The organism is Streptomyces sp. NPDC050164 (genome assembly GCF_044459945.1).
Taxonomy (GTDB): domain Bacteria; phylum Actinomycetota; class Actinomycetes; order Streptomycetales; family Streptomycetaceae; genus Streptomyces; species Streptomyces coeruleorubidus_A.
In genome coordinates, this window is sequence record NZ_JBITJK010000041.1 from 63,274 (window position 1) to 86,284 (window position 23,011).

Below are 23,011 nucleotides of genomic sequence, written 5' to 3' on the forward strand. Positions count from 1 at the left end.
AAGCGCTTCGAAAGGGCCCTGCCGCTCCATCCCAGAGGGAAACCCACGTGACCGCACACACGCCGCCCAGTCCGCCGTTCCGCGATCCGCGCCTGCCGTTCGCGAAGCGGATCGACGACCTCCTGTCGCGGCTCGCGCCGGCGGAGAAGATCGCCTTCCTGCACCAGTTCGCGCCCGCCGTCGAACGGCTCGGCATCTCCGCCTTCCGCACCGGCCAGGAGGCCCTGCACGGCGTGGCGTGGATGGGCCCGGCGACGGTGTTCCCGCAGGCCGTCGGCCTGGGTGCCACCTGGAACCCGGAGCTGGTGCGGCGCGTCGGCGACGCGGTGTCCAAGGAGGTCCGCGCGATGCGCGCCAAGGACGACCGGGTCGGCCTCAACGTCTGGGCGCCGACGGTCAACCTGCTGCGCCACCCCCTGTGGGGCCGCAACGAGGAGGGCTACTCGGAGGACCCGAAGCTCACCTCGGCGATCGCCACCGCCTACACGCACGGCCTGCGCGGCGACCACCCGACCTACTGGCGCACGGCGCCCGTGCTGAAGCACTGGCTCGCCCACAACAACGAGACGGACCGGTCCACGACGTCGAGCTCGGTGCGTCCGCGTGTGCTGCACGAGTACGACCTGCGTGCCTTCCGCGAGACCGTCGAGGCGGGTGCGGTGGCCGGGGTGATGCCGGCGTACAACCTGGTCAACGGCCGCCCCAACCACGTCTCCCCGTACCTGCGCGAGCATCTGCGCGCCTGGACCGAGGAGGAGCTGCTGGTCTGCTCGGACGCGGGCGCGCCGAGCAACCTGGTCGACTCCGAGCACTACTTCGACACGCACGAGGAGGCCACCGCGGCCTCCCTCGTGGCGGGCGTCGACAGCTTCACGGACCACGGCACGGACTCCTCGCAGATGATCGGGCGTCTGCGCGGCGCCCTGGAGCGCGGGCTGCTGACCGAGGCCGACGTCGACACGGCCGTCCGCCGGCAGCTCTCGGTCCGCTTCCGGCTGGGTGAGTTCGACCCGGAGTACGACCCGCACGACGCCACCAGCGAGTTCGACACCCCGGCGCACCGCGCCCTCGCGCAGGAGGCCGCCGAGCAGGCGATCGTGCTGCTGAAGAACGACGGGGTGCTGCCGCTCGCCCCGGACACCCGGGTCGCTGTGGTCGGGCTGCTCGCCGACGAGTGCAAGCGCGACTGGTACAGCGGCACGCTCATCCGCCGCTCGACTCCGCTGGAGGGCCTGTACGAGCGGTTCGGGGCGGAGCGGGTGGAGTTCGCGGAGGGTGTGGACCGGGTCCGGCTGAAGACCTCCGCGGGCGCCTTCCTGCACGTACCGGTGGTCGAGGACGCCGCCGACGAGGTGCGCGGCGCCGAGGGCGCGCTCGACCCGGCGCTGCTCGCGGGCCGCACGGACCTGCCCGCGCTCACCACCGACGCGACCGGCACCGAGCTGGCGCTGGTCGACTGGGGCGAGGGCGTGCTGACCCTGCGCGCGCCCGACGGCCGCTACCTCTCGGTCGCCGAAGACGGCCGCGTCCGCGCCTCCGCCGACCAGCCCGGAGGCTGGATCGTCCAGGAGACGTTCCGCCTGGAACCGCACGAGAACGGGCACCTCCTGAAGCACCTGGGAACGGGTCGCCACGTGTGTGTCTCCGCCGACGGCCTGAAGGTTGCCGACGAAGATCCCGAGGTCTTCGAGCTGGTCGTCACCGAGCGCGGCGAGGAGGCGGTGGCGCGGGCCGCAGCGCAGGCCGACGTGGTCGTGGTGGTGGCGGGCAACGACCCGCACATCAACGGCCGGGAGACCGAGGACCGTACGACCCTGCGCCTGCCCGGGCAGCAGGAGCGGCTGCTGCGGGCCGCTCGGGCGGCGAACCCCGCGACCGTGCTGGCGCTGGTCTCCGCGTACCCGTACGCAATCGACCCGGCTGACCTCCCGGCCGTGCTGTGGACGGCGCACGGCGGTCAGGCGGCAGGCACCGCCCTGGCCCGCGTGCTGGCCGGCGACGTCTCCCCCGCCGGCCGCCTCCCGCAGACCTGGTACGCCGACGACGCCGACCTGCCCGGCCTCCTCGACTACGACGTGATCGGGAGCCGGCAGACGTACCTGTACTTCGGGGGCACGCCCCTGTTCCCCTTCGGGCACGGCCTGTCGTACACGTCGTTCGGGTACGACGGCCTGACGGCCCGGGTGGAGGACGGGTCGGTGCACGTCTCCTTCACGGTCACCAACACCGGTGACGTCACCGCCGACGAGGTCGCCCAGCTCTACGCCCGGGCCGTCGACCCGTCCGTGCCGCGTCCGCGCCGCGAGCTGCTGGACCACCGACGCGTCACCCTCGCCCCCGGGGCGACGGCGGAGCTGGGTTTCCAGGTGCCGTTGTCCGCCTTCGAGTTCTGGGACGTGGCCCAGGACCGGTGGCGTCTGGAGCCGGGCGCGTACGAGCTGCTGGCCGGGGCCTCCAGCGAGGACGTCCGGCTGCGTACGACCGTCACGCTCGACGGCGAGCCCGCCCAGCCGCGCGCGGTCGTCACGGGCGGTCTGGCCGCGGCCGGCTTCGACGAGCAGAGCGGCATCGAGATCGTCGACCGTACGAAGGTGTCGGGCGAGGCGGTGACGCCGGCGGACGGGGCGACGGGCGAACTGGTCTACCGCGCCTGCGACTTCGGTTCCGGCGTCTTGGGCGTGACGGTGGAGGTGGCCGGTGAGGGCACGGTCGAGCTGTCCCTCGACGGCGGCCCGGCACTCGCGCTGCTGTCGACCGCGACGCCCACATCAAGCCCGTACGACTACGTCTGGCTCGGCGCGTCCGTCGCCGCCGCGGGCGTGCACGACGTGCGTCTGAGACTGCGCGGCCCGCTGCGGCTCGCGCACGTCGGCTTCTCCGGTTGAGGGTCCGGAGCGGGCCGGCGTAAAAGAAGGGGCCCGGCACCGGAAGGCATCGGTGCCGGGCCTCTTCGCCCAGCCTATATGAAAATGGTTCCCATGAGCTAGAGGGCGAGGCCGGTGAGCACCATCACGCGCTCGTACGTGTAGTCCTCCATCGCGAACCGCACGCCCTCCCGGCCCACGCCGGACTGCTTGACGCCGCCGTACGGCATCTGGTCGGCGCGGTAGGACGGCACGTCGCCGACGACGACGCCGCCGACCTCCAGGGCGCGGTGGGCCCGGAAGGCGGTCTGGAGGTCGTGGGTGAAGACGCCCGCCTGGAGGCCGTACTTGGAGTCGTTGACGGCGGCGAAGGCCTCGGCCTCGCCGTTCACCTTCTGCACGGTGAGGACCGGCCCGAAGACCTCCTCGCAGGAGAGGGTGACATCGGCCGGTACGTCGGCCAGCACGCTCGGCGCGTACGAGGCGCCGTCGCGCTTGCCGCCGGTGATCAGCCGGGCACCGGCGTCGACCGCCTCCCGGACCCACGCCTCGACGCGCTTGGCGGCGTCCTCGCTGACCAGCGGCCCGACGTCGGTCGCGTCGTCGCTCGGGTCGCCGGTGACCTGGGCCTCGACGGCGGCGACGATGCGCGGCAGCAGCCGGTCGTACACGGAGGCGTCCGCGATGACCCGCTGGACGGAGATGCAGGACTGGCCGCCCTGGTAGTTGGAGAAGGTGGCGATGCGGTTCGCCGCCCGGTCCAGGTCCTCCTCGCTCGCCCAGTCGGCGAGCACGACGGCCGCGCCGTTGCCGCCCAGCTCCAGGGTGCAGTGCTTGCGCGGCACCGAGTCCATGATCGCGTAGCCGACCTTCTCGGAGCCGGTGAAGGAGATCACGGGCAGGCGCTCGTCCTGCACCAGGGCGGGCATCTTGTCGTTGGCGACCGGCAGGATGCTCCAGGAGCCCGCCGGGAGCTCGGTCTCGGCGAGCAGCTCGCCGATGACCAGCCCGGACAGCGGGGTCGCCGGGGCAGGCTTCAGGATGATCGGCGCGCCGGCGGCGATGGCCGGGGCGACCTTGTGGGCACAGAGGTTGAGCGGGAAGTTGAAGGGCGCGATGCCGAGCACGACGCCCTTCGGGAAGCGGCGGGTGAGGGCGAGCCGGCCCTGGCCGCCGAGGTCGGTGTCGAGCCGCTGGGCCTCGCCGCCGTTGAACCGCCGGGCCTCCTCGGCCGCGAACCGGAAGACGGACACGGCCCGTCCGACCTCGCCGCGCGCCCACTTGAGCGGCTTGCCGTTCTCGGCCGAGATCAGCTGCGCGATCTCCTCGGTGCGCTCGACGAGGCGCTTGCTGACGTGGTCGAGGGCGGCGGCCCGAACGTGGGCCTCGGTGGCGGCGAACTCGTCCCGCACGGCGTACGCGGCGGCCACGGCCTCCTCGACCTGCGCGTCCGTCGGCACGCTCACCTTGCCGACGAGCCGCCCGTCCCACGGGGAGGTGACGTCGAAGGTGTCCTCGCCGGTGGCCTGGCGGCCGGCGAGCCAGAAGGCGTGGGTGGAAGTCATATGGGTTCCGGCCCTTCGGCGTTGGGGGTGATCCTGATACTGCGGGTCCCACGGTAGGCGCGGCGTGGCCGAAGGTCGTTTGTCCGGGGCGTAGCAGTGGCGGGCGGGGACACTACGGTTTGGCGCAGGGTCCTTCAGTCCGAGGAGGTCGCCTTCAGGGCGAGCCAGAGCTCCATCCGCGCGTCGGCGTCGTCCAGGGAGCGGCCGAGGATCTCCTCGACCCGGCGCATGCGGTAGCGCAGGGTGTGGCGGTGGACGCCGAGGTCGGCCGCCGCCGCGTCCCACTGGCCGTGCCGGGACAGCCAGGCGCGCAGGGAGGCCACGAGGTCGCCGCGGCCCGTGGCGTCGTGCTCGTACAGCGGTCGCAGCATCCCGTCGGCGAAGGCCCGTACCGCGTCGTCCGCCAGCAGCGGCAGCACGGATCCGGCCGCCATCTGCTCGTGCTCCACGAGGACGCACCCGCGCCGCCGCGCCACCGACAGCGCCTGCTCGGCCTGCTTGTACGCGGCGGACGCGGCGATGGGCCCGGCCGGCGCCGACAGGCCCACGACCAGTTCGTCGTCCTCGCCGCCCGGTACCTTCTCGCGTACGCCGGCCCGGGCCGACTCCAGGGCGGCCGCGTACTCCCCGCAGGCCGCCGCGGCGGCACCGCCGTCCGCGGCCAGCATCACCAGCCGCTCCCCCTCCGGCACGACGAGGACGGCCTCGCCGGCCCGGGCCGCGGCGGACTCCATGACGTCGGCGAGCGCCGCGAGGGGGTCGCCGTTCGTGTCGGCCGCGGCGAGCGCGGCGGCGGAGGCCCGGTCGGCGGCCGGGGCGCCCGCCCGGGCCTCGGCGCGGGCCAGCGCGGCGGAGGCCGACACCGGCACCCGCTCCGCGACCAGCATCCGGAACGGCGCGTCCAGCAGCCCGCCGTACAGGTCCCCGGCGACCGCGCGCGCGTGGTCCGGCTCACCGGCCAGCAGCATGCGCAGCACCGCCACGCCGATCCGCTGCTCGGCCGCCTGGAGGGACCGGGAGCGTTCGGTGGTCAGGGTCAGCAGTGCGATGGCCGAGTGGACGGCGTAGCGCTCGGCGGTGCCGAGGGTGGCGGCCGTGCCCACGGCGAGGGCCGCCCGGGGACGCCGGCCCGTGCCGATGGTGTGCAGTTCGACCCGGTCCTCGTTCTCCGGTCCGCCGACCACCGAGGAGGCGGGCGCGGACCGTTCCCGCAGCCGCTGCACGTCGCCGGTGAGCCGCGCGGCCCGCCGCCCGGCCCACTCCGGTGCCGTGGCGACGACGGCGCCCGAGGCGTCGTACAGCGCGGCCCACCCGTCGACCTGCGAGGCCAGCGCGGCCAGCAGCCCCTCGGGCCCGCCCGTCTGGGCCTGCCTGGTCAGCTCGCGCTGGGCGGCGAACCCGGCTGTGACGGCGCGGTACTGGTCGGCGGCGATCGCGGCGGACACGGCCTTGCTGATGGCGAGAAAGGGCGTGCGGCGCGGCACCTCCAGCAGCGGCAGGCCCTCCTCCTCGGCCGCGTCGACGAGCGCCTTGGGGATCTCCTCGTAGTTGACGCCGACGGCGAAGCCGAGCCCGACCACCCCGGCCCCGACCAGCCGCCGTACGTAGCGGCGCATGGCCTCCGGGTCCTCGGCGTCCAGTTTGAGCGCGGTGATCAGCAGCAGTTCCCCGCCCTCCATGTAGGGGACGGGGTCGGCGAGCTCGCTGACGTGCGCCCAGCGGACCGGCACGTCGAGGCGGTCTTCGCCTGCCCGCACGGAGAGTTTCAGCGCGGAGTGGTGGACGAGCGAGGCGAGCATCGGGGGCATGAGGCCTTCAGGTCTGCGTCAGGATGTGTGTGATCTTTGTGTACTTTTGGCCGCCACGTATGAACGACCTGTGACGATTCTGCCTCACCGTACGATCCCCGCGTACCCGCACCGGCCGGAAGACGTCAGCCCCGAAGATCCACCAGCAGCGGTGGCGCGTGCTCGCCCTTGACGTCGGTCAGCGACAGCACCGCGTGCCCGGCCGGCACCCCGTGCGCCAGCTCGGAGGCGGACCAGCGTTCCCGCTCGACCTGCCGCACGGTCACCGCCCGCGCGGTCGGGGCCTTGCCGGTGATCACCCGGCGCAGCATGTGCACGGCCTTGCCTGCGGGTGTCTCCGCGATGATCTGCCGGTCGGTGACGTCCCGGGCCTCGGTCCACTCCTTGCCCCACACCTCGGCGAAGTCCTGCCCGTCCCACGGAGTGAGCCCCGACAGCGCCATCCGGCAGCCGGTGGCCCCGAGCAGCGGCCCGCGCAGCGGCCGGGGCACGTCGTCCAGCGTCCGCAGGGTCAGCACAACCCCGGCGTTGCCGGACCGCAGCCGCTGGATGCCGCGCACGGCCTCGGGTGTCACCACCCCGGTCGCGTCATCGAGCAGCAGACAGGCGAAAAGCGACCGGTCCTCCCGTACGGAGACACTCGCCGAGAACTGCGCGAGCACCAGCCGCGCCAGCATCCGGGAGGCGTCGGCGTGCCCGCGCTCGGGCAGGTCGATACGCACCCGGACGGGATGGTCGAGGGCCTTGAGGGTGAAGGGCCGGGTGGCCCCGGAGGTGTCGAAGAAGGAGGCGAAGGCGGGCCGATCCAGCAGGGCGACCCGATCCGCGAGCACCCCGCCGACATCTCCCGGCTGCCCCATCTGCCGCTCCCGCGCGTCCAGTTCCCGCAGCAGCGACTCCTGCCCGGCGTCCTGAAGCCCCTGCCGCAGCGCGGCCAGCGGCCCCGGCGCCCCGTCCAGCAGCTGCCGCAGCTCCGGTACGGACGGAAAACGCCCGTGCACGGCCCGGAACGGCCCGAGCAACTGGGCGAGCACGGTGGTGGATCGCCGGCTGTCACTCCCCGGATGCGGATCGGCGAGATCCCCCACCAGCGCCTCGGCGAGCACGGCCGCGGCCTCGTCCGGGTCGCCGGTCCCTCCGTACAGATCCAGGTCGTACTCGGACTCCTGGTTCCCGATCCGCACGACGACGTCATACGCGTCGGCCGGCCCGAGCCCGGCCCCCGCCGCCCCGACCACGACGACGGCGGCCCGCCCGGCGAGAGCATGCAGACACAGCGACTCGGCGAGGGGCCGCACGACGGCACCGGTCTTTCCGGAGCCGGCGGGGCCGACGGCGAGCAGGGAGGTGCCGAGCAGTTCCGGGCCGAGGGCGAGGCCGGTGCCGCGGTAGGCGTACGGATTGCGCGGGTCGTCGGCGCTGGTGCCGAGCCGTACCTGCCCGGTGAGCAGGTCGTGCCGGGCCAGCCGGGCGGGCAGGTCGCGGGCGCCGGAGGGGTGCAGGCAGGCGGCGGCACCATCCTGGAGGACGGCACCGCTGAAGGTCGCCAGACTGTGCCGGCCGCTGCGGACGCCCTGCCAGGCGCGGGCGATCCGGGCGTGGTCGACGTCCCGGATGAGCCCGGCCCGCGCGTCGGCGGCAAGCCGCTCGGCGGCGTCGACGGCTCCTGCGGCGCGCAGGGCGGGCCATTCGGCGGGGTCGGCTTCGGGAACGGGCGGCGGGGTGTCGCCCGGCGTACTGCGGCGCCAGGCGGCTGGGCCGCACCGGCGCCACAGCTCGGGCCAATGCCCGATCCTTCCGAAGAGCGCGAAGATCGCGAAGAACACGAGGCCTTCGTAGATGTACGAGGCCACGCCTCCCACGGCCCCGGCCTTGCCGAGGGCCCAGGAATCCGGCGCCAGCACGAACCACGGCCAGAGCCAGAAGCCGCCGAGATAGCCGTTGTACAGCAGCGAGCACAGCAGCCAACCGCACAGGAACGCGATCACCGCACCGGCCAGAAGCTGCCGCGTCGGAATCCGCTCCGGCTCCTCCGCCGGCCGCGGCCGGTGCCCGAACCGCCACACGCCGGGCAGCGCCTCGGGCCGGGGCGTACGCAGCCAGGTCAGGAACGAGGACCCGTCCGGCATCGGAGGCACCCCTGGCGCCCGGGCCGGCCGGGGCGGCACAGCGGATCCGCCCGACGCCGCACCGGGTCCGTTCGGCGGCACGCTGTGGCCGTTCGGCGGCACCGCGGGCACCTCCGGCGGCCCCGCCGGACGCGGCACCGGGTTCGCATGCGTACCCCGCGCCTCCTGCGTCCCGTCGCTGTCCATAGCCCTTGCCCCCTGACCAGCCGCTCCGTCCACCATCAGCGAGCCAATCTAACCCCCTCCCCTGGGGAGTTCACCGCTTACACGGCCGGGGCGTGGGCACCAGCCCCACGGGACCGCCATGTCCACCCCGGACAAGCCGCCCCGCCGACAACGCCCACATGGAGCATGCCCACCCCCCTCCCCCCGCCCTAGCCTGCGAGAAAAGAAGCGAAGTGTCCGTACACCCCCGTCGTACACCCCTTCCGTACACCCCCCGTCCGCACCACCCCAGGAGCCCCGCATGACCGCACTTCCGCAGGAGCGTCGCGTCGTCACCGCCATTCCCGGACCGAAGTCGCAGGAGTTGCAGGCCCGCCGCACCGCCGCGGTCGCGCAGGGTGTGGGGTCCGTGCTGCCCGTGTTCACGGCGCGGGCCGGTGGCGGGATCATCGAGGACGTCGACGGGAACCGGCTGATCGACTTCGGGTCGGGCATCGCCGTGACCTCCGTCGGTGCCTCGGCCGAGGCCGTCGTGCGCCGGGCGTCCGCGCAGCTCGCCGACTTCACCCACACCTGTTTCATGGTCACGCCGTACGAGGGGTACGTCGAGGTCGCCGAGGCGCTCGCCGAGCTGACCCCGGGTGAACACGCCAAGAAGAGCGCGCTGTTCAACTCCGGCGCCGAGGCCGTCGAGAACGCCGTGAAGATCGCGCGATCGTACACGAAGCGGCAGGCCGTCGTGGTGTTCGACCACGGCTACCACGGGCGGACCAACCTGACCATGGCGCTGACGTCCAAGAACATGCCCTACAAGCACGGCTTCGGGCCGTTCGCGCCCGAGGTGTACCGCGTGCCCGTGGCGTACGGCTACCGCTGGCCGACCGGTCCCGAGAACGCCGGTCCCGAGGCCGCCGCGCAGGCCATCGACCAGATCAGCAAGCAGGTCGGCGCGGAGAACGTCGCCGCCATCATCATCGAGCCGGTGCTCGGCGAGGGCGGTTTCATCGAGCCGGCCAAGGGCTTCCTGCCGGCGATCCGCAAGTTCGCCTCCGACCACGGCATCGTCTTCGTCGCCGACGAGATCCAGTCCGGCTTCTGCCGTACGGGGCAGTGGTTCGCGTGTGAGGACGAGGGCATCGTCCCGGATCTGATCACCACCGCCAAGGGCATCGCCGGTGGTCTGCCGCTCGCCGCCGTGACCGGGCGTGCCGAGATCATGGACGCCGCGCACGCCGGCGGTCTGGGCGGCACCTACGGCGGCAACCCGGTGGCCTGCGCGGGTGCCCTGGGCGCGATCGAGACCATGAAGGAACTCGACCTCAACGCCAGGGCGAAGAACATCGAGGCCGTGATGAAGGCGCGCCTTTCCGCCATGCAGGACAAGTTCGACGTCATCGGCGACGTCCGTGGCCGTGGCGCGATGATCGCCATCGAGCTGGTCAAGGACCGCGCCACCAAGGAGCCGAACCCGGAGGCGACCGCCGCACTTGCCAAGGCCTGCCACGCCGAGGGGCTGCTGGTCCTGACCTGTGGCACCTACGGCAACGTGCTCCGCTTCCTGCCCCCGCTGGTGATCGGCGAGGACCTGCTGAACGAGGGCCTCGACATCATCGAGCAGGCCTTCGCACGTGTCTGACGTCGGCTTCGCATCCGCCCCGGCGCCGGCTCGCGCGCATCTGAGCCGGCATCGGGGCAGGTGAGCCGCTCCGGTTCCGCTACCGGGGCGGCGAGCGGCAGAGCGTGTGAAGAAGGTGTGCGAGGTGGATGACAGCGGGCCCTGCGGCCTGTCCTCCGCCCAACCCTTGTCGTAGGTTCTACCCAGATGAGAGATACACCCCGCCCACAGGGGACTGTGGGTGACATCAGGCCGAGGCCTCCCCAGCTTCGACCTGGTCGTGCCCTCGCGCACACAACCGGAGCGTGAGCTCTGGATCTCCTCACCGATCGGACAGTCGCCCGCCCCAAACCCCCCGGGGCGCGCGACGTTCCGGTCCGGACGGCCGCCTCGGAACCACCCCCCCTGTTCCGGGGCGGCCGACCTCCATCTACGCCCCTCCGAGTGGCGACTTCCTGAGCACCTCGGTCAGCGCCGAGACGCTGTGTTCGCCGTGGCCCGCCTCGGCCGCCCGTCGCACCAGGTCATGCAGGGGCGCCAGCCAGGTGGTGTCGACGTTCGTCTCCTCGCTCAGGTCGTCGTCATGGGCCGCGGCCGCGAGGAAGAGGTTCACCGAACTGGCGGCATCGCTGTAGTCACCGCTGTCGATCTCCGCGGCGTAGACCGGCAGCAGCGCTTTGATCATGTCCAGCCACTTGCCGGCGAACCGCACCATCGAGTCCACCCGCAGTCCGCGTGCCTGGACGGCGGCGGCACCCTGGAAGAAGCCGACGAGCGCGGGCAGCAGCATCGCGCCCACCGCCATCTCGTACAGCGCGGCGAGATCGGGGTGCTCCCCGAGATGGACGGTGTCGCCGCCCAGCACCTTCAGGGTCGTCTCGTGTTCGTCGAAGACGGCCTTGTCGCCGCTGTAATAGAGCAGGGTGTCCGGCGCTCCCACCGCCGCCGGTACGTTCTTGACCGCTCCGGTGAGCAGGCGGGCGCCGTGCGCGGCGGCCCAGGCGGCCGTCTCGCGGGCGCCGGCCGGAGAGCCGCTGTTCAGGGTGACGAGCGTTCGTCCCCGTAAGGCACTCGCGGCGGGCTCCAGCGCCGCGCGGGTGTCCTCGAAGGTGGTCAGGCAGGTGACGACCAGTCCACTCGCCGTGACCGCGTCCGCGATGGAAGCGGCGTGCTGCGCCCCCTGGTCCACCAACGGCCCGGCCCGGCCCGGGGTGCGGTTCCAGACGGTCGTCGGGTGCCCCGCCGCCACGAACGCCTCGGCCAGCGCCCGGCCCATCGAGCCCAGTCCGATGACGGTGACCGATGTGCGGTTGTCCCCAGTCATGTTTTCTCTCCCTTGTTCTCCGTACGGGAATCCATGCTGGGCGATCGCGTACATTCCCTCAAGTACCTACATTTTCCTCGGGTACTGACATTCTTGTTCGTGGGAGGGCCGAATGACGAAACGCACCTATACGTGCGGACTGGACGCCGCCATCGCCGTCATGGGCGGAAAGTGGAAGGGACTGATTCTGTTATCGCTCGGTGAAGGGCCGTTACGATTCGGGGAGTTGAGGCGGGCCGTGGCCGGCATCAGCGAAAGGATGCTGATCCTTCAGCTCCGGGAGATGGAACACAGCGGTCTCGTCCACCGCGAAGTGCATCATCAGGTGCCGCCGAAGGTGGAGTACTCGCTGACCGATTTCGGTCGTTCCCTCAATGCGGCGATGGCGCCCCTCGGTGAATGGGGCGAGGAAAACCTGGAGCGGATCGAAGCCATTCCGTGAGCCGGAGTCATGCTGTTCTTTCGGCGGGGAGTGCCGGTTCGGGGCGGTGTATCCCCCGCGGGCGGTATTCCAGGGCGTCAGCGAGGCCGACGAGATCCGCGAGCAGCCAGACGATGGCGAGCCACATCTCCGTGCCCTGGAGGCCTGGTTCACGGCCAGGGCCGGTGCCGTCGGGTCTGGGGCCGAAGGGGAAGCCCCGGCCCGGGTGCCAGCGGCGCAGGGCGGCGGTGAGCTGGTTCGCCGCCCAGGAGCGGGCCTCCTCGGCGCGGTGGGTGGTCTGCCGGGCGCAGAGCCACAAGGGGTGGATCACATCCAGGACGTTGCAGGCGTTCTCCCGGCCGGGCGCGAAGTGGCGGGGGTCGCGCGCGTGGTCGAGGACCGTGTCGATCACGCGCTCCGCGTACGGTACGGGCAGGCCGAACTGGGCGAAGGAGCCCCGGGTGAGCCGGTAGTAGCCGTTGACCATCTGGAGGCGCCCGGACTCGGGGGTGGGTGAGCCCCACATGCCCGTCCAGGGGTCGGCGTGGGTGTGCAGCCAGCCGAACAGCGCCTCCAGCGCCCCGGGGGCGGCCGCTTCCGCACCGAGGCGCAGGTTCCAGTGCGCGGCGGTGGCCCAGGAGTCCACCCACGACCCGGCGCGCCAGGCACGGTCGCGCCAGGGCAGCTCGGCCAGGTGCCGGACCAGTCGGTCCGCCGTGGTGGTGCGCACCGTGTGGACCGGGTGGGCGAAGGAACTGCCGAGCAGGTCCAGCGCGTAGCCCACGCACAGCACGTGATAGGGCGAGGCCCCGTCCTCCCGCAGCCCGGCCGGGCCCGGGACCGGTGGCGCCGCGCCGTACTCGGGGACCAGTCCGGTGACGGGGTCCTGGAGGGCGCGCAGCCGTGCCGCGTGCTCGGCGGCGGGCAGGTGGGGCGGCGCCTTTCCGAGCAGCAGATCGGCGATCTCGACGGCGTCGCAGTGCGCCCGCACGGTCGGCTCGGCACCGGGCCGGTCGACGTACCGGCCGGTGCCGGGCTGCCGGCAGCGGTCGAGCAGGTCGGCGGCCTGGGCGCGGGCGGCGGCGGCGAACGCGGACAGTTCACCGACGAGCGCCGACCGCTCCTCGGCGGGGTGCGGTGCCGCGCCGCGCGGTGCGGTCGCGCGTGTGTCGCGGCGGTCGCGGATCCGTCGGGCCGGGGTGCCGGCCGCCACCGTCCACGCGGGCAGGTCCTTCGTGACGACCGCGCCGGCGCCGATGACGCAGTGGTCGCCGATGGTGACGCCGTCCACGACGACCACGTGGGAGCCGATCCACACGTCGTCGCCGATCGTGATCCCGCGGCTGGTGACGGGCTGCTGATGGACCGGCAGGTCGGGCGAGGTCCCGTGGTTGAAGGCGAGCAGCGAGCTGTGGGCGCCGATGCGCACCCCGTCCCCGAGGGTGACGGTGCCCCGCACCACCGTGAAGGGGTTGATCGTGCAGTCGGCGCCCGTGCGTATGTCGCCGGTGACGTAGGCGTGGGCCGCGATGTACGAGCGGTCGCCCAGGTGCAGGACGTCCGGGTACACCGCGGCCGTCCCCGCGACGAAGCAGCCCTCCCCGAGCCGTACGGTCCCCGACCCCGACCCCGCTCCCCCGAGCAGCCGCTTCTGCCGCTGTTCCTGTGCCGCCCGCTGTCCCTCCGAGGCCTGCTCGGTGAAGAGCCACGGGCAGTGGTCGAAAAGGCCCTCGCCGTCGCTCTCCGGCTGGTTCACGTGATCCTCCACTGGGTCGCACGGGTGGACAGTGGTTATCTGCGCCCGTGCCAAGCTACGTCCCATGCCGATCTCCGGGAACCAGGATCTCGACGAGTCCACCACCGCGCAGCACCCGAGCTTCCCGGCCCTCCTGCTCGGCCTCCCGGCGCTCCTCTTCGCCCTGATCACCTGGCAGGTGCTCGCGGAGGGACCGCTCGTCCGCCTGGACCAGCGCGTCAGCCGCGGCCTCGTCCACCCGGACGGTCTCTCCGAATTCCTCTCCGACCTCGGCAACGTCCAGGTCGCGGTCCCGGTCCTCACCGTCGCCCTCGGATACGTCGCCCTGCGAACCCGCCGTACGGACCGCTGGTGGCTGCCCGTCAGCGCCGCGGCCTTCCTCATGGTCCTCGTCCCGGCGCTGATCATCCCGCTCAAGGAACTCACGGACCGCCCGGGCACCCCGGCCGTCCCTTCCGCAACCGGCTTCTACCCCTCGGGCCACACCGCCACGGCCGCCATCGCCTACGGCTGCGCGACCCTGCTCCTGCTCCCCCGGTTCAGCACGCCCGTCGCCCGCCGCGCGCTGGTCACCGCCTGCCTCGTCCTCGTTCTCGGCGTGAGCTACGGCCTGGTCCGCCGCGGCTACCACTGGCCGCTGGACGTGGTGGCCAGCTGGTGTCTGTGCGCGGTGCTGCTGTCGTCGCTGTGGCTGTTCCTCAGGCGGACGACGACGCCCCGAGCAGCCCGTAGGTCCTAACCGTCTTTCTCCGTTGCCAGCCCCGCCGCCGCCTCGTGCATCGCCAGTTCCAGCAGGGCCGGGTCCGTCAGTGTGCCCGAGCCGTCCGGGGGGACGAGCCAGCGGACCCCGCCGGGTGAGGAACGGCCCGGGTACGGCACGACGATCCAGGTGCCGGCGCCCGCCGTGCGGATGCCCGTGCCGAGCCAGCGGGCCGCCGTGCCAGGCGGCACGAAGAACCCCATGCGCGCGTCGCCGAAGTCGACGAGGACGGGGCCCGGCTGGTCGAGGACGCGGCTGAGCACGTCGAGCGTGGCGTAGCCGAGTTCGCCGGGCAGGATGAGCACGTCCCACGCGCTGCCGGCCGGCAGCAGCGTGACCCCGAGCGGGTTGCGTTCCCACTCCCAGCGGCAGGCCTCGGGATCGGACGCGACGGATAAGAGCCACTCGACCGCCGTCTTCGCACCGGTCATCAGGATGGTCTCCTTCTCACTCGTGAATTTCGCGAATCTCGCGAACGCGCAGGGCGTCACGAGGGCGTCACGAGGGAGAGGGAGGTCTCCTTGCGGTCATTACGCGGGTTTGGGCCCCTCGTTGGAGTGAACCGTCTCACACGCCGCCGCTTCAGCTGTCGAAGCCAAGTCCCAGCCGGTCCATCGTGCGCAGCCACAGGTTGCGGCGGCCGCCCTGGGCGTCCGCGCGGGCCAGGGACCACTTGGTGAGGGCGATGCCCGTCCAGGCGAAGGGTTCCGGCGGGAAGGGCAGGGGCTTCTTGCGGACCATGTGCAGTTCCGTGCGTTCCGTGCGCTCGCCGGACAGCAGGTCCAGCATCACCTCGGCGCCGAAGCGCGTCGCGCCGACGCCCAGGCCCGTGTAGCCCGCCGCGTAGGCGACCTTCTGCTGGTGGGCGGTGCCGAAGAACGCCGAGAAGCGGGAGCAGGTGTCGATCGCGCCGCCCCAGGCGTGGGTGAAGCGGACGCCCTCCAGTTGCGGGAAGCAGGTGAAGAAGTGTCCGGCGAGCTTGGCGTAGGTCTCCGGGCGGTCGTCGTACTCGGCGTTGACGCGGCCGCCGTAGGGGTAGACCGCGTCGTAGCCGCCCCAGAGGATGCGGTTGTCGGCGGACAGGCGGAAGTAGTGGAACTGGTTGGCGCTGTCCCCGAGGCCCTGGCGGTTCTTCCAGCCGACGGAGGCCAGCCGAGCGGGGCTGAGCGGCTCGGTCATCAGGGCGTAGTCGTAGACCGGGACGGTGTACGAGCGGACGCGTCTGACCAGGTTCGGGAAGATGTTCGTGCCGAGGGCGACCTGGCGGGCGCGGATCCGGCCGTAGGGGGTGCGTACGGCCATGCCGGCGCCGTACGGCTTCAGCGTCAGCGCGGGAGTGTGCTCGTAGACGCGGACTCCCAGCTGCACGCACGCCCGCTTCAGGCCCCAGGCCAGCTTCGCCGGGTGCAGCATCGCCACGCCCCTGCGGTCCCACAGGCCCGCCTGGAAGGTCGGTGAGTCCACCTGTTCCCGGACCGCCTCGGCGTCCAGGTACTCGACGCCCTCGGCGAGGCCCCGACGGGAGGTCTCCTCGTGCCACTCGCGCAGTTCCCGCGCCTGGTACGGCTCGGTGGCGACGTCGATCTCGCCGGTGCGTTCGAAGTCGCAAGTGATGGAGTGCCGGGCGACCGCCGCCTCGATCGCGTCGAGGTTGCGGGCGCCCAGCTCCTGGAGATTGTGGATCTCGTCGGGCCAGCGGGCGAGGCCGTTGGGCAGGCCGTGGGTGAGGGAGGCGGCGCAGAATCCGCCGTTGCGGCCCGAGGCGGCCCAGCCCACCTCGCGGCCCTCCACCAGCACCACGTCCCGCCGCGGGTCGCGTTCCTTGGCGATCAGCGCCGTCCACAGTCCGCTGTAGCCGCCGCCTACGACCAGCAGATCGCAGGTCTCGGAGGAGGTGAGGGCGGGTTCGGGGCGGGGCCGGCCGGGGTCGTCCAGCCAGTACGGGACCGGCTGGGCGTCGGACAGCGAACGAATCCACTTGTTCCGCTGGTTCATGGCGCTCGGGGCCATGATTTCAACTCCCTTATGCCTTTTGTCTGTTGCGACGATTGCCGACGGCCATGGAAACCAGGACGAACAGGACGGCGACGACGAACATGGCCGTGCCGATGACATTGATCTGAACGGGCGTTCCGCGCTGCGCCGAGCCCCAGACGAACATGGGGAAGGTGACGGTCGAGCCGGCGTTGAAATTGGTGATGATGAAATCGTCGAAGGAGAGGGCGAAGGCGAGCATGGCGCCCGCCGCGATTCCCGGCGCCGCGATCGGCAGGGTGACCCGGACGAAGGTCTGGAACGGGCCCGCGTACAGGTCCCGCGCCGCCTCCTCCAGTTTTGGGTCCATCGACATCACGCGCGCCTTGACGGCCGTCACCACGAAACTCAGGCAGAACATGATGTGCGCGATGAGGATCGTCCAGAAGCCCAGCTGGGCGCCCATGTTGAGGAACAGGGTGAGCAGCGAGGCGGCCATGACGACCTCGGGCATCGCCATCGGCAGGAAGATCAGCGAGTTCACGGCGCCGCGGGCGCGGAACCGGTAACGGACCAGCGCGAAGGCGATCAGGGTGCCGAGGAGCGTGGCGCCGAGGGTCGCCCAGAACGCGATCTGGAGGCTGACCGACAGCGAGCCGCACAGATCGGAGACGCCGCACGGGTCCTTCCAGGCGTCCAGGGAGAACTGCTGCCATTCGTAGTTGAAGCGCCCCTTCGGTTTGTTGAAGGAGAACACCGTCACGATGATGTTCGGCAGCAGGAGATAGGCGAGCGTCAGCAGTCCCGCGATGACGACGAGATTTCTTTTCAGCCAGTTGACGAAGGGCATTTAGACCAGATCCTCCGTCCCGGACCTGCGGATGTAGAGGGTGACCATGAGAAGAATGGCCGCCATGAGGATGAAGGAGAGCGCCGCGGCCGTCGGATAGTCGAGCACTCTCAGGAACTGCGTCTGGATGACGTTTCCGACCATGCGGGTGTCCGTGGAGCCGAGGAGGTCGGCGTTGACGTAGTCACCGGCCGCCGGGATGAAGGTCAGCAGCGTGCCGGAGACGACACCCGGCATCGACAGCGGGAAGGTGACCTTGCGGAAGGTCGTCCAGGGACGGGCGTACAGGTCGCCCGCGGCCTCGTGGAGCCGGCCGTCGATGCGCTCCAGCGAGGTGTAGAGCGGCAGGATCATGAACGGCAGGAAGTTGTACGTCAGTCCGCAGACCACCGCGAGCGGCGTGGCGAGGACCCGGTCGCCGGCGGTCCAGCCGAGCCAGTTGGTGACGTCCAGGACGTGCAGCGTGTCGAGCGCGCCGACGAGCGGCCCGCCGTCCGCGAGGATCGTCTTCCAGGCCAGGGTGCGGATCAGGAAGCTGGTGAAGAACGGCGCGATCACCAGGATCATGATCAGGTTCCGCCAGCGGCCCGCGCGGAAGGCGATCAGATACGCGAGCGGGTAGCCGAGCAGGAGGCACAGGATCGTCGCGGTGCCCGCGTAGAGCACGGACCGGACGAACTGCGGCCAGTACGCGGACAGCGCGTCCCAGTACGTGGCGAAGTGCCAGGTGACCTTGTAGCCCTCCTCCAGGGAGCCCGTCTGCACGGACGTGGAGGCCTGGTAGATCATCGGCAGCGCGAAGAAGACCAGCAGCCACAGGATGCCGGGGAGCAGCAGCCAGTACGGGGTCCAGCGGCCCCTGCGCTTCGGGGGTTTCGGCTCGGGGGCTTGGGGTGCGAGCGGCGGTGGCGCCTCGGTGAGTGTCGACATCAGGCCGCCTCTTCCACTCCGGCGTCCGCGTCCTGGGCTGCGTCCAGGCCGAAGGTGTGGGCCGGGTTCCAGTGCAGGACGACCTCGGCGCCTGGCACCAGCCGCGGGTCGCGGTCGATGTTCTGGGCGTAGACCTCGAAGCCCGCGCAGAGCGGGCTGTCGACGACGTACTGCGTCGAGACGCCGATGAAGCTGGAGTCGGCTATCCGGCCGGTGATGCGGTTGCGGCCCTCGGGTATCTCGCCGGCGTCGTCGGTGTGGGTGAGGGAGATCTTCTCCGGGCGGACGCCGACCAGCACCTTGCCGCCGGTCGTGGTGGGCGCTCCGCACCGGGCCTCGGGCAGGACGAGCTTGCCGCCGCCCGCCTTCAGCACGATCTCCTCGCCGCTCTTGGAGTCGACCTCGGCCTCGATGAAGTTGGAGGTGCCGAGGAAGTTGGCGACGAAGGTGGTGCGCGGGTTCTCGTAGAGGTCGGCCGGTGAGCCGAGTTGCTCGACGCGGCCCGCGTTCATCACGGCGACCGTGTCGGCCATGGTCATGGCCTCCTCCTGGTCGTGCGTGACGTGGATGAAGGTGATGCCGACCTCGGTCTGGATGCGCTTGAGCTCCAGCTGCATCTGGCGGCGCAGCTTGAGGTCGAGGGCGCCGAGCGGCTCGTCGAGGAGCAGCACCTTGGGGTGGTTGATCAGCGCCCGGGCCACGGCGACGCGCTGCTGCTGGCCGCCGGAGAGCTGGTGCGGCTTCTTACGGGCCTGCTCGCCGAGCTGGACCAGGTCGAGCATCTCCCCGACCTGCTTCTTCACCGACTTGATGCCGCGCCGGCGCAGGCCGAAGGCGACGTTCTCGAAGATGTCGAGGTGCGGGAAGAGGGCGTAGGACTGGAAGACCGTGTTCACGGGCCGCTTGTACGGCGGGAGCGCGGTCACGTCCTGGCCGCCCAGCGACACCGTGCCGGAGGAAGGTTCTTCCAGGCCGGCGATCATGCGCAGGGTGGTGGTCTTGCCGCAGCCGGAGGCGCCGAGCAGGGCGAAGAAGGAGCCCTGCGGCACGGTCAGGTCGAGCGGATGGACGGCGGTGAAGGCGCCGTAGGTCTTGGATATGCCCTGCAGGCGGACGTCGCCGGTGGGGTCTGTCTTGTTCGTCATCGTGGGTCACGCCCCCGTCAGCTTCGCGAACTTCTCTTCGAACTCGGTCTCTTCCTTCGAGCTCAGCGAGCGGAAGGCGTGCGACTTGGCGGCCATGGCCTTGTCGGGGATGATCAGCGGGTTGTTCGCCGCGTCCTCGTCGATCTTCGCCAGCTCGGCCTTCACTCCCTCGACGGGGCACACGTAGTTGATGTACGCGGCGAGTTCGGCGGCCGGCTTCGGCTCGTAGTAGAAGTCGATGAGCCGCTCGGCGTTCGTCTTGTGCCGGGCCTTGTTGGGGATGAGCAGGTTGTCGGTCGACGTCATGTAGCCGCTGTCCGGGATGAGGAAGTCGATGTCCGGGCTGTCCGCCTTGAGCTGGACGACGTCCCCGGCCCAGGCGACACAGGCCGCGAAGTCGCCGCTGGTCAGGTCCGAGGTGTAGTCGTTGCCGGTGAAGCGGCGGACCTGGCCCTTGTCGACGGCCCTTTGGAGCCGGGCGATGGCCGCGTCGTAGTCGTCGGCGGTGAAGTCGGCCGGGTCCTTGCCCATGTCGAGCAGCGTCATGCCGACGCTGTCGCGCATCTCCGACAGGAAGCCGACCCTCCCCTTGAGCTTGGGGTTGTCCAGCAGGTCGGATATCGACTTCACCTCGACGCCGTCGAGGGCCTTCTTGTTGTACGCGATGACGGTCGAGATGCCCTGCCAGACGTAGGAGTAGGCGCGGCCCGGGTCCCAGTCGGGGCTGCGGAACTGGGCGGACAGGTTGGCGTAGGCGTGCGGCAGGTTGGCCGGGTCGAGCTTTTGCACCCAGCCCAGGCGGATCAGGCGGCCGGCCAGCCAGTCGGTGAGGACGATGATGTCCCGGCCGGTGTCCTGGCCCGCGGCGAGCTGCGGTTTGATCTTGCCGAAGAACTCGTTGTTGTCGTTGATGTCCTCGGTGTACTTGACCTTTATGCCGGTGCGTTTCGTGAACTGCTCCAGCGTCCGGTGGTGCTTGCCGCTGTCGTCGACGTCCATGTACTCGGTCCAGTTGGAGAAGTTCACGGTCTTCTCCTTGGCCGAGCGGTCCTCCGCCGGGACGCCGCCCTGCGACCGGCCCGCCGCCGGAATGCCGCAGGCGCTCAGCGTCCCGAGACCGCCGGCCGCGAGCGCCCCGCCCGCGGAGGCGCGCAGCAGCGACCGCCGGGTGAGGGCGGCCCTGCCGTTTGTGAAACTGCGCCGCATGGCGGCCACTTGGGCCGGGGACAGGCGGTCGGGCTCGTACTGCTCCATGCGCGTGGTGCCCTTTCGGAGGGTGGGCGGCCGTTGGTCAGGCGGCCTGCATACGACTATCGGTCCCCGAAGACGGTGCGGTGCCAGTCCTTCGCGGCCACCGCGGTGTTGTCGAACATGACGTGCTTGATCTGGGTGTACTCCTCGAACGAGTAGGCGGACATGTCCTTGCCGCAGCCGGAGGACTTGTAACCGCCGTGCGGCATCTCGCTGATGATCGGGATGTGGTCGTTGACCCACACACAGCCCGCCTTGATCTCGCGCGTGGCCCGGTTCGCCCGGTACACGTCCCGGCTCCAGGCGGAGGCAGCGAGCCCGTACGGAGTGTCGTTGGCGAGCGCGATGCCGTCGTCGTCGGTGTCGAACGGCAGCACGACCAGGACGGGTCCGAAGATCTCGGACTGGACGACCTCGCTGTCCTGGGCGGCGCCGGTGATGAGGGTGGGCCGGTAGTAGGCGCCCTTGGCCAGCTGACCTCCTGGTGCTTGACCGCCGGTCACCACGCGGGCGTAGGCACGCGCCCGGTCGACGAAACCGGCGACCCGGTCGCGCTGGACGTGCGAGATGAGCGGGCCGAGGTCCGTGCCGGGAGCGAAGGGGTCGCCGAGCCGGATGGTCTCCATGAGCGCCGCCGTCCGTTCCACGAAGGCGTCGTACAGCGGCCGCTGCACGTATGCGCGCGTGGCGGCCGTGCAGTCCTGCCCGCTGTTGATGAGCGCGCCGGCGACCGCGCCGTGGACGGCGGCCTCCAGGTCGGCGTCGTCGAAGACCACGAACGGGGCCTTGCCGCCGAGCTCCAGGTGGAGGCGCTTGACGGTGGCGGTGGCGATCTCGGCGACGCGCCTGCCGACGGCGGTGGAGCCGGTGAAGGAGGTCATGGCCACGTCGGGGTGGCCGACGAGGTGCTCACCGGCCTTACTGCCGGTGCCGGTGACGATGTTGATCACACCGTCCGGGATCCCGGCGTCCGTGGCCGCCTGGGCGAAGAGCAGCGAGGTCAGCGGGGTGAGCTCGGCGGGTTTGAGGACGATGGTGTTGCCCGCCGCGATCGCCGGAAGGATCTTCCAGGCGGCCATCTGGAGGGGGTAGTTCCAGGGCGCGATGGAGCCGACGACCCCGATGGGCTCGCGCCGGATGTACGACGTGTGGTCGCCGGAGTACTCACCGGCGGACTGGCCCTGGAGAAGCCGTGCCGCACCGGCGAAGAAGGCGGTGTTGTCGATCGTCCCCGGGACGTCGAACTCCCTGCTCAGCTTCAGCGGCTTGCCGCACTGGAGCGACTCGGCACGGGCGAAGTCCTCGGCACGGTCGGCCAGGACCGCGGCGAACCGGTGCAGGGCGTCGGAACGCTCGCCGGGAGTGGCTCCCGCCCAGCCCGGGAAGGCCTCGCGGGCGGCGGCGACGGCGCGGTCGACGTCGGCCGTGCCGGCCAGTTCGTAGCGGAGCACCTCCTCGCCCGACGCCGGGTCGACGACCGCGTGCGTGCGGCCCGAGGTGCCCCTGGTCAGGCGACCGGCGATGTACTGCGCGCCCCCCTCGAAGCGCTCCTCGGCCGGGAATCGGTCCGGGGTGGCGTTGCCCGGGTTGTGCATGTCGCTCTCCTCCGTGTCCCCGTGGTGGGGCCGGCGTGGCTCAGGCTCGATTTGAGTGCCGATCCTGACAGAGGGATGCCACTGCAACAAGGGATTCCGTTGTTGATTTTTGGTTACGCGACGGAATCTGTCGACCAGGTGTCGAGTCCGCCAGGAAACGGCAGGACGCTGTGTCAGTGGTGCGTGCCAGACTCGCGGGCATGGAGGAGATCACGGGGGCGGTCGGCTCCCGGGACGCCCTGATCAGGGCGGTCCGGGGCGGCGCGAGGATCAGGTATCTGCACTTCTGGGGGCACCGGCCGCGGCCGGACGGCCGCATCGGCGCGAGCTGTCTGAGCCAGTGGTGGCCGGCGCCTTTCACGGTGGACGGCGTGGAGTGCGCGACCGCCGAGCACTGGATGATGGCGGGCAAGGCCCGGCTGTTCGGGGACGCGGCGGCGGAGCGTGCCGTGCTTGCCGCCGGACATCCCGCCGGGGCGAAGAAGGCCGGGCGGCTGGTGCGCGGTTTCGACGAGGCGATATGGCAGCGGGAGCGGTTCCGGATCGTCGTGGAGGGCAGCGTCCACAAGTTCGGCGCGCATCCGGAGCTGCGGGAGTTTCTGCTGAACACCGGTGACCGGGTGCTGGTCGAGGCGAGTCCCGAAGACCGGGTGTGGGGCATCGGGCTGGCCGCGGACGACGAGGCGGCGGCGGATCCGGAGCGGTGGCGGGGAGCGAACCTGCTGGGATTCGCGCTGATGGAGGCGCGGGAGCGGCTGCGCGAGACCTAGGTGTATTGACCCGCAGGGTTGTTCACGCGGGTGATGGGTGGTTGACCTTCGAGTGCGGTGTGGCAGCGGTGGTGGTTGTAGGTGTGCAG

Annotated in this window: 17 protein-coding genes and 1 pseudogene; 6 read left to right on the top strand and 12 right to left on the bottom strand. The window is 71.3% G+C overall.

From position 1 onward, the window contains the following. The first annotated feature begins 47 nt into the window (after positions 1–47). The gene (locus ACIBNA_RS36995; protein ID WP_399169593.1) at positions 48–2,885 is read left to right on the top strand and encodes a glycoside hydrolase family 3 C-terminal domain-containing protein; all 2,838 of its coding nucleotides are present in this window, start codon (positions 48–50) and stop codon (positions 2,883–2,885) included. A gap of 98 nt (positions 2,886–2,983) precedes the next feature. Here the strand turns inward: ACIBNA_RS36995 and ACIBNA_RS37000 are convergent, their stop codons facing one another. The 3 genes from ACIBNA_RS37000 to ACIBNA_RS37010 all read right to left on the bottom strand — a co-directional run bounded on the left by ACIBNA_RS37000 (position 2,984) and on the right by ACIBNA_RS37010 (position 8,552). After that, positions 2,984–4,429 (bottom strand): aldehyde dehydrogenase family protein, encoded by a 1,446-nt coding sequence (locus ACIBNA_RS37000; RefSeq protein WP_399169594.1) that lies wholly within the window; start codon positions 4,427–4,429, stop codon positions 2,984–2,986. A 134-nt stretch (positions 4,430–4,563) separates the two neighbouring features. Next, the gene (locus ACIBNA_RS37005) at positions 4,564–6,237 is read right to left on the bottom strand and encodes a PucR family transcriptional regulator (protein WP_399169595.1); all 1,674 of its coding nucleotides are present in this window, start codon (positions 6,235–6,237) and stop codon (positions 4,564–4,566) included. Between the two features lie 125 nt (positions 6,238–6,362). After that, positions 6,363–8,552: an ATP-binding protein gene (locus tag ACIBNA_RS37010; protein WP_399169596.1), complete on the bottom strand. Its 2,190-nt coding sequence runs from the start codon at positions 8,550–8,552 to the stop codon at positions 6,363–6,365. A gap of 280 nt (positions 8,553–8,832) precedes the next feature. Between ACIBNA_RS37010 and gabT the strand changes: the two genes are divergently transcribed. Next, entirely contained in the window at positions 8,833–10,167 is a 1,335-nt protein-coding gene (gene gabT / locus ACIBNA_RS37015; protein ID WP_399169597.1) for a 4-aminobutyrate--2-oxoglutarate transaminase, read from the top strand. A gap of 186 nt (positions 10,168–10,353) precedes the next feature. Then, positions 10,354–10,571, top strand: a pseudogene (locus ACIBNA_RS37020) (phosphoesterase); the annotation flags it as partial. Between the two features lie 5 nt (positions 10,572–10,576). Here the strand turns inward: ACIBNA_RS37020 and ACIBNA_RS37025 are convergent. After that, positions 10,577–11,470, bottom strand: a complete 894-nt coding sequence (locus tag ACIBNA_RS37025; RefSeq protein ID WP_399169599.1) for an NAD(P)-dependent oxidoreductase — start codon at positions 11,468–11,470, stop codon at positions 10,577–10,579. Between the two features lie 112 nt (positions 11,471–11,582). Between ACIBNA_RS37025 and ACIBNA_RS37030 the strand changes: the two genes are divergently transcribed. Next, on the top strand, positions 11,583–11,912 hold the full coding sequence (locus ACIBNA_RS37030) for a winged helix-turn-helix transcriptional regulator (RefSeq protein WP_399169600.1): 330 nt from the start codon (positions 11,583–11,585) through the stop codon (positions 11,910–11,912). A 7-nt stretch (positions 11,913–11,919) separates the two neighbouring features. Here ACIBNA_RS37030 and ACIBNA_RS37035 read toward each other — a convergent pair whose 3' ends face one another. Next, positions 11,920–13,647, bottom strand: a complete 1,728-nt coding sequence (locus ACIBNA_RS37035) for an acyltransferase (protein WP_399169601.1) — start codon at positions 13,645–13,647, stop codon at positions 11,920–11,922. A gap of 64 nt (positions 13,648–13,711) precedes the next feature. On the opposite strand from ACIBNA_RS37035, the gene ACIBNA_RS37040 reads away from it, so the two are divergent. After that, the gene (locus ACIBNA_RS37040; RefSeq protein ID WP_399169602.1) at positions 13,712–14,386 is read left to right on the top strand and encodes a phosphatase PAP2 family protein; all 675 of its coding nucleotides are present in this window, start codon (positions 13,712–13,714) and stop codon (positions 14,384–14,386) included. Here the strand turns inward: ACIBNA_RS37040 and ACIBNA_RS37045 are convergent. The 7 genes from ACIBNA_RS37045 to ACIBNA_RS37075 form a co-directional block, all read right to left on the bottom strand. Further along, positions 14,383–14,838 carry a hypothetical protein gene (locus tag ACIBNA_RS37045; RefSeq protein WP_399169603.1) on the bottom strand — a complete coding sequence of 152 codons (456 nt, stop codon included), beginning with the start codon at positions 14,836–14,838 and terminating at the stop codon, positions 14,383–14,385. The two genes, ACIBNA_RS37040 and ACIBNA_RS37045, sit on opposite strands and share 4 nt — an antisense overlap. Before the next feature lie 151 nt (positions 14,839–14,989). Further along, positions 14,990–16,417: an NAD(P)/FAD-dependent oxidoreductase gene (locus tag ACIBNA_RS37050; protein ID WP_399169604.1), complete on the bottom strand. Its 1,428-nt coding sequence runs from the start codon at positions 16,415–16,417 to the stop codon at positions 14,990–14,992. A gap of 13 nt (positions 16,418–16,430) precedes the next feature. Beyond that, positions 16,431–17,231 carry an ABC transporter permease gene (locus ACIBNA_RS37055; protein ID WP_399169605.1) on the bottom strand — a complete coding sequence of 267 codons (801 nt, stop codon included), beginning with the start codon at positions 17,229–17,231 and terminating at the stop codon, positions 16,431–16,433. Continuing rightward, positions 17,232–18,161, bottom strand: coding sequence for an ABC transporter permease (locus tag ACIBNA_RS37060; protein ID WP_399169606.1), 930 nt, complete (start codon positions 18,159–18,161; stop codon positions 17,232–17,234). It lies immediately after the preceding gene. Next, positions 18,161–19,306 (bottom strand): ABC transporter ATP-binding protein, encoded by a 1,146-nt coding sequence (locus ACIBNA_RS37065; RefSeq protein ID WP_399169607.1) that lies wholly within the window; start codon positions 19,304–19,306, stop codon positions 18,161–18,163. The genes ACIBNA_RS37060 and ACIBNA_RS37065 overlap by 1 nt, the downstream gene beginning before the upstream one ends. A 6-nt stretch (positions 19,307–19,312) precedes the next feature. Next, on the bottom strand, positions 19,313–20,560 hold the full coding sequence (locus ACIBNA_RS37070; protein WP_399169608.1) for a spermidine/putrescine ABC transporter substrate-binding protein: 1,248 nt from the start codon (positions 20,558–20,560) through the stop codon (positions 19,313–19,315). A gap of 56 nt (positions 20,561–20,616) precedes the next feature. Then, positions 20,617–22,152 (bottom strand): gamma-aminobutyraldehyde dehydrogenase, encoded by a 1,536-nt coding sequence (locus tag ACIBNA_RS37075; RefSeq protein ID WP_399169610.1) that lies wholly within the window; start codon positions 22,150–22,152, stop codon positions 20,617–20,619. A 200-nt stretch (positions 22,153–22,352) separates the two neighbouring features. On the opposite strand from ACIBNA_RS37075, the gene ACIBNA_RS37080 reads away from it, so the two are divergent. Beyond that, positions 22,353–22,922: an NADAR family protein gene (locus tag ACIBNA_RS37080; RefSeq protein ID WP_399169611.1), complete on the top strand. Its 570-nt coding sequence runs from the start codon at positions 22,353–22,355 to the stop codon at positions 22,920–22,922. Positions 22,923–23,011: the final 89 nt, after the last annotated feature.